This is a genomic window from Streptomyces sp. 8L (genome assembly GCF_020176795.1).
Classification (GTDB): Bacteria; Actinomycetota; Actinomycetes; order Streptomycetales; family Streptomycetaceae; genus Streptomyces.
Map to the genome: position 1 here is coordinate 1 of NZ_JAIUKE010000465.1, position 5,738 is coordinate 5,738.

Annotated in this window: 5 protein-coding genes, 1 tRNA gene and 2 pseudogenes; 5 read left to right on the forward strand and 3 right to left on the reverse strand. The window is 71.9% G+C overall.

The genetic code is table 11. The features are described 5' to 3' along the window. Both LCE31_RS31160 and LCE31_RS31165 read right to left on the reverse strand, forming a co-directional pair. Nucleotides 1–930: serine/threonine-protein kinase (locus LCE31_RS31160; RefSeq protein ID WP_225020316.1), on the reverse strand; the 930-nt coding region annotated here is incomplete at its 3' end. Nucleotides 931–964: 34 nt separating this feature from the next. After that, on the reverse strand, nt 965–1,510 hold the full coding sequence (locus LCE31_RS31165) for a helix-turn-helix domain-containing protein (protein ID WP_225020319.1): 546 nt from the start codon (nt 1,508–1,510) through the stop codon (nt 965–967). 145 nt (nt 1,511–1,655) lie between these two features. On the opposite strand from LCE31_RS31165, the gene LCE31_RS31170 reads away from it, so the two are divergent. The 3 genes and pseudogenes from LCE31_RS31170 (at nt 1,656) to LCE31_RS31180 (ending at nt 3,243) form a co-directional block, all read left to right on the forward strand. Continuing rightward, nucleotides 1,656–1,728 (forward strand) — tRNA-Ala (locus tag LCE31_RS31170). A 277-nt stretch (nt 1,729–2,005) separates the two neighbouring features. After that, a pseudogene (locus tag LCE31_RS31175) lies at nt 2,006–2,380 on the forward strand (Uma2 family endonuclease); the annotation flags it as partial. A 431-nt stretch (nt 2,381–2,811) separates the two neighbouring features. Further along, entirely contained in the window at nt 2,812–3,243 is a 432-nt protein-coding gene (locus LCE31_RS31180) for a DUF6344 domain-containing protein (RefSeq protein WP_225020321.1), read from the forward strand. A 415-nt stretch (nt 3,244–3,658) separates the two neighbouring features. Here the strand turns inward: LCE31_RS31180 and LCE31_RS31185 are convergent, their stop codons facing one another. Continuing rightward, on the reverse strand, nt 3,659–4,318 hold the full coding sequence (locus LCE31_RS31185) for a DUF5324 family protein (RefSeq protein WP_225020323.1): 660 nt from the start codon (nt 4,316–4,318) through the stop codon (nt 3,659–3,661). Between the two features lie 285 nt (nt 4,319–4,603). Between LCE31_RS31185 and LCE31_RS31190 the strand changes: the two genes are divergently transcribed. Next, nucleotides 4,604–5,131: a peptidylprolyl isomerase gene (locus LCE31_RS31190; protein ID WP_225020325.1), complete on the forward strand. Its 528-nt coding sequence runs from the start codon at nt 4,604–4,606 to the stop codon at nt 5,129–5,131. Nucleotides 5,132–5,389: 258 nt separating this feature from the next. Then, a pseudogene (locus LCE31_RS31195) lies at nt 5,390–5,656 on the forward strand (rhomboid family intramembrane serine protease); the annotation flags it as partial. Between the last annotated feature and the right edge of the window lie 82 nt (nt 5,657–5,738).

The following is a 5,738-nucleotide window of genomic DNA, read 5'->3' on the forward strand; positions in this document are numbered from 1 at the left end:
GGCGACGGCGGCCCCCGCGGCCCCCGTGTCCCCCGAACCGCTCAGGGTGCTCGGGCCCTGCGGGCCGAATCCGTCGGGCAGCGGTCCGATCTGGTCGAACACCTCGACCGGATCGGCCCCCGCCGCCGGATCGGGCGGCAGCAGTTCCACCGCGGCGGCGAGCGCCTTGCGCGCGCCCGTCGCCGTACGGAACCGGGCGTGCGGATCGGGCTGAAGCAGCCCGGCCAGCACCTGCCACAGGGGTTCCGGCACGCCCTGCGGGGCGCCCGGCGTGCCGTGCTCGGCGAAGTACTCGACGAGGGCCTTGGCGTCCGGCTTCTGCCCTTCGAGCAGGTAGAGCGCGACGAGCCCCGCGGCGAACAGGTCGGCGGGGAAGTCCGGTTCGGCGCCGAGCAGTTGCTCGGGCGCGAAGTATCCGGGCGTACCCACCACGTAGTTGGTCTCCGTGAGGCGCGGTTCGCCCTTGCGCATGGAAATGCCGAAGTCCGACACGCGCAGATGGGGGCGTCCGGTGCCGGTGGCTTCGAGCAGCAGGTTCGCGGGCTTGATGTCGCGGTGCACGATGCCCTCGACGTGCACGGCCGCGAGCCCGGCGAGCACCTGGTCGAGCAGCACGCACACATAGCGCGGGGGCAGCGGGCCGTAGTCGCCGATGAGGTGGGCGAGGGAGCCACCGGCCACGAGGTCCATCGTGAACAGGACCTTGTCGTCGTCGGCGGCCCAGGACGCGGGGGCGAGGACGTGCGGGTGATCGATGCGTACGGCCTGCTCGCGCACGAAGCGCAGCAGGGTGTGCGCGTCGCTCTGCTGGAGGACCTTGGCCGCCACGTAACGCCGCCGCCTGTGGTCCCACGCACGCCATACGGCGCCGATGCCGCCGCGCCCGATCGGGTCGACAAGCTCGTACCGACCCGCGAACACCTCACCCATGCCGCTCGCTCCTCGCGCCCTCGGCCGGCCGGTCTCAGCTCTGATGTGCCTCGTAGTGGGCGACCGCGTCGGCGGTGCGCCCCGCGCCGTACACCCGCAGGAATTCGGCGAGCTCGGGCTGGGCGGGCGCCAGCGCGTTGGCCGCGTCGATGATGTCGCCCGCGGCGGCCACGGAACGCAGCAGCGACTGGATCTCCCGCACGACGCGCCGGACCGTGGGCGCGCCCGCGGTGTTCGTGGACTGACTCGCGGTCAGCACGGAACCGCCCTGCGACCGCTTGATCTCCTCCATGCGGGCGGTCGCCTCAGCGGCGCTCGCGCTGCCGTCCGCGACCTGCGCGGCGAGATCCTGGAGGGACTGGACGCGCTGCACGACAGCCGGATTTCCGATCTTCGCCCGCTGTCCGCTCATCAGCTGTGAGAGCATCGGCGCGGACAGTCCCAGCACATGGGCGAGCCTGGCCTGGTTCAGGCCCAGATCGTCGATGAGCCGGCGGAAGAGCGCCCCCAGCGGTTCCCCGTACCAGCTTCTCTGCAGCTCTCTGGCTCTGGCTGTCGTTTCCTGCTGTGCGGCGTCCATCGCGTCTCCCCATCGCTTCCCCAAGCGTCGGCCCCAGCTTCACTGCTGCGAACCTTGTGGGGCATCCTACGGAGCGTGCTCGCACTCGGGGAGTCCCAACCTTTTGCCGGATGACCCTCCGGACCCGGTACGCTGTTCCCGGCACGGGGCCTTAGCTCAGTTGGTAGAGCGCTGTCTTTGCATGGCAGATGTCAGGGGTTCGACTCCCCTAGGCTCCACTCCCTGTGAACCCCCCTGACCTGTGGAAACGCGGTCAGGGGGGTTCTTTCGTCCCGAGTTTCTGTGCCCATCAGTGGGCACGTTCGTGCTCACTGCGGCGCGTGATGGAGCCCCTGCGTACGGGAGATCGGGCCCTCGTGCGCTCCCCCGCAGATCCCCTGGGCTCCGGCGGTCTCGTCGGGAGCGGGCCGGCTCGCCGACTGTCCGGCGGAGCTACGGGGCTGATGGGGAAGTGGCTCGCTCGCTCTCGGCCGCCACGCGAAGACCGCCTCCGATGTCTACATCGACTTCCCGGCCGACGAGAACTCCGCCCCGGACTTCGCCATCCTGCGGGAGGACGCCCAGAGGCAGGGCAAGCGCTACGGCTTCGAGGACGTGCTGCTGATCGCGGAGGTGGTATCGGTCTCCTCGGCGCGCAAGGACTACGACGACTGCACTGCCAAGTACGGCCGTTACGGCATCCCCATCTACATGATCGTGGACCCGTACGCCGCGGAGGTCGTTGTCCATACCGACCCCACTGGGGCCGGCTATGTTACGGCGCGCACGCATGGGTACGGCACGGGCAAGCTCCCGATCGATCTGGCCGACGGGCGCATCTTCACTCTCGACCTCGATGAGCTGCCACGGCCCGAGCCGGAGAGCCGCTGACCGGGCTGGATCGAGATGCGGCTGCGGGCCCGGCGCGAGGTGTGCGGGTCCGCGACCGGACGAGGGGATGGGGCCCGACGGCGCGTGGCGCGTGTCGGGGGCGAGGGGCTCTCGGGTTGCGGGGGGACGTGTGCCGTGCCGCTCGGGTCGCCCGCTGGCGATGGGACGTCAAAAGCCTTGATGCGTGGGTGAGTTGACGGCGCCCGCCGCGCTCAGGGGCGTGGGCGTGGCGGGCGATGCGGAGCGGCGGTTTTCTGCTTTTCGCATGTGAGGATCGACTGAACGGGTGGTGTTCATCAGAAGAACTGGTCGCCCGGCGGCGTATCTCCCACAGATTCCGTTGCGCGTCCACATGATGATGAACGTAACCAAACCGCGCAACTCGGGATCAACCGGTTGTGCGGCCGGACCTCACCCGAAAGCGAGGAGTCATGGCCGTCGTCAAGGTCAGGAACCTCTGGACCGCGTTCATCACCGCGTTCTTCGCCGTACTCGCCACGCTTGGCCTCACCACCCCCGCCACCGCCGCCGCCGGCTCCGCCGACCAGCCGGCCGACCAGCCGGCCGACCAGCGTGCCGAGACCGCCGCCCCCGCACCGGCGGTGCCCGTGCCGGTGCCGGCACCACGGATCGACTCGGGTGGTGCCGCGGCGCGCGCCACGGGCGCGGGGGACCGCAGGCGCGTACCGGAGCAGGTCTCCGCGGCGCGGGAACCGCGTGACCGTGCCCTGCCTCCCACGATCAAGCAGCGCATCACCGCCGAGGCCCACGGCTCATCGCCCTCCGTACGCCGCATCCCCGCCGAGACGCCGCTCGACGGCCAACTCGACGAGCTCGGCGACGTCGCGCTCACCGCGGCATGAGGCGCCGGGTCCCGTACGGGAATCCCGGCGCCTCGAGGAACACCGTGCACGTCGTGGAACGCGGGGCGGCCGAAGGCCGGGAGACGGATCGTCACCCGACGCCCAGCAGCCTGGCCCCACGTCAGAAGTCCGCCCGGTCAACGGCCGTGCGCACGGAGCCGACCGGCTCCCACGAAGGACGGGCCGCCGTTCATGAAGGACGGACCGCCATTCGTGGAGTGCGGACTACCGCCGTTCACGGCGTACGGACGACCGCCGTTCGTGGCGTACGGGCCGCGTCCAGCTCCCGCGGAAACGCCGCTCCCGGGAACACCACCGTTCGGAGTGCCGCATTCCGGACCACGGCCTCCCAGGTCACGGCTTCCGCGACCGCCGCTTCTCCGGACCGTTCGGCCGTCCGGCGGACGACGAACCGTCAGGAGGACTTCTTGCGGTTCTCGTGCTCCGTGTCGATCGTCGCTCCGCTGCCCGTGGAACCGTCCACCGACGTCAGGTTCGGCCGGTCCGACACCTCGGTGGGAGCCGGCGGCTCCACCAGCCACTCGGGGTTGGCCTGCTTGTCCCACCACTTCCACGCGGCGAAGGCACCACCCGCCACGACGCCGAGGATCGCGAGACCCTTGACGACGCGGCCCGCCGTGGCCCGGCGCCTGCGCCTCGCCACCAGCTTCTGGACCTCGTCGCCCGTGATCTGCCCGCGCAGCGCGGCGAACGCGGCCGCTGAACGCGCCGCGGCCTCCTCCGCCATCGGTCCTGCCGCGGCCCTGGCCTGCTCGACCCGGGGCGCCGTGTACTCGGCCGCCTGGCGTGCGGCGGTACGCGTCCGTGCGGCGGCCTTCTGCGCCGCGAGATCGACCTTGGGGGGCACATGCGGCGCGACGCGCGCACCGTACTGAACACGCGCCTGCTGCGCGGCCTTCGACACGGTCGGGGCGAGCCGTACGCGTGCTTCGTGTGCATACTGCGCGGCCTGTTCCTTGGCCGTTCCGGCGTACGGCGCCACCGCTTCCGCGGCGTGCTGCACGCTCTCCCTCGCTGAATCGGTAGCGGCACGCACGCTGTCCATGCGGGTCACAGGATCATCCTCCTCGGTGGCGTTCGATATGTCGCCTGTCCACCCTTTTTGAAATCATGCCTGCCGCACCCCGCGTCGGCATGCGTTGCAGGCATCCGTGTCACGAATCCGTCGTCCCGGCCTTCTCAGCGGTCCCTCGGGCCGGTCCCGAAGACCCTCGCTTCCCGCTACCCCCGTCGAGGCCTCGAATGCGCCCCGGGGCGCTCTCGCATGCCCGCGCGCCCATCGGGGCCGCCGTCCGTGCGAGGATCGGGAAGGTCAGAGCAGACTTACGGAAGGCACATCGTGGCCGAGCAGCTTTACGCCACCCTGAAGACCAACCACGGCGACATCGAGATCCGGCTCTTCCCGGACCAGGCGCCGAAGACGGTCAAGAACTTCGTGGACCTCGCCACCGGCGGGCGCGAGTGGGTGCACCCCGCGACGGGGGAGAAGACGACGGCGCCGCTCTACGACGGCACCATCTTCCACCGCGTGATCAGCGGCTTCATGATCCAGGGCGGAGACCCGCTGGGCAACGGAACCGGCGGCCCCGGGTACGAGTTCGGGGACGAGTTCCACCCCGACCTCTCGTTCGACCGCCCCTACCTGCTGGCGATGGCGAACGCGGGCCCGGGCACCAACGGCTCGCAGTTCTTCATCACCGCGGTCCCCACGGGCCACCTCAACCGCCGCCACACCATCTTCGGCGAGGTCAGCACCGAGGCCGGCAAGAAGGTCGTCGACTCGATCATCGGCTCGCAGACCAACCCGCGCACGGACCGTCCTGTCCAGGACGTCGTGATCGAGACGGTCTCCATCGAGAAGCGCTGACCGCGCGGGAACCTTCCGACCCGCCCGTCCGTGTAGGTGTCAGGAACGGACGCGGCGCCCCTGGGGCGGACGTGGCGGATACGGCCGCGGAAGCGGTCGTGCCCCGCCGGGCGGGGGGGGGGGGGCGGGCCGGCCGGCCCGGTCCGGGTCCGGTCCGGGTCGTGCGGCCGGGACCGGTGGCGGGGTGTCCGCCGCCGTGGCCGGGCAGGGACGGCGTTCACCGCCGTCGTCACCGAGGTGAAGAGGACCGTGGGAGCGATGGACCAGCCAGAGCGGTCGGCCGCGGGTGCGAGCCTGCCCAGCTGCTACCGGCATCAGGGGCGCGGTACGGGCGTGCGGTGCACGCGCTGTGAGCGCCCCATCTGCCCCGAGTGCATGGTGAGCGCGTCGGTCGGCTTCCAGTGCCCGGAGTGCGTACGGGGCACGGGCCCCGGTGCCCCGGCGGGAGCGTCCGCCGTCTCGGCCTCCGGCGCCTCCGCCTCCTTCCCCGGCACGGCGGCCCGGGGGGCCCCCGGGGCCCCCCCGGCCGGGGGGGGCGCCCCCCCCCCCCCCCCCCCCCGGCGGGGCCCCCCCCCCGGCCGGGGGGGGCCCCCCGCGGGGGGCCGGA

What these genes read in the sequence shown, in the direction of transcription:
- LCE31_RS31165 (WP_225020319.1), bottom strand. Translation starts at nt 1,510, where the DNA reads ATGGACGCCGCACAGCAGGAAACGACAGCCAGAGCCAGAGAGCTGCAG.
- LCE31_RS31180 (WP_225020321.1), top strand. Translation starts at nt 2,812, where the DNA reads ATGGCCGTCGTCAAGGTCAGGAACCTCTGGACCGCGTTCATCACCGCG.